Origin of the sequence: Neptunomonas marina (assembly GCF_004005935.1) — a bacterium.
Classification (GTDB): Bacteria; Pseudomonadota; Gammaproteobacteria; order Pseudomonadales; family Balneatricaceae; genus Neptunomonas; species Neptunomonas marina.
On record NZ_SACQ01000044.1, the window covers coordinates 1 to 233 of the forward strand.

Annotated in this window: 1 protein-coding gene; it reads left to right on the top strand. The window is 54.5% G+C overall.

Translation table 11 applies throughout. The annotated features are described in order from the left end of the window. Positions 1 to 233 (top strand): DDE-type integrase/transposase/recombinase (locus EOE65_RS17980; RefSeq protein WP_164847165.1); only part of this gene is annotated, 233 nt, incomplete at both ends.

The window sequence follows — 233 nt, forward strand, 5'->3', positions numbered from 1 at the left end:
TCCTCACTGATGATGGCCATTCGGAATAGGAAGCCGCCACCGGGTTTGATCTTCCATACGGATCGGGGCGTTGAGTATCGTGCTCACGAGTTCCAGGCGGTGCTGGATCGGCACGGCATGCATGCGAGTACAAACCGGCCGGGCTGCTGCACAGATAATGCGGAAATGGAGTCATTCTTCCATACGCTAAAGGGTGAGCTCATCAAAGGGAGAAGCTTCTTTGGTGAGATGCA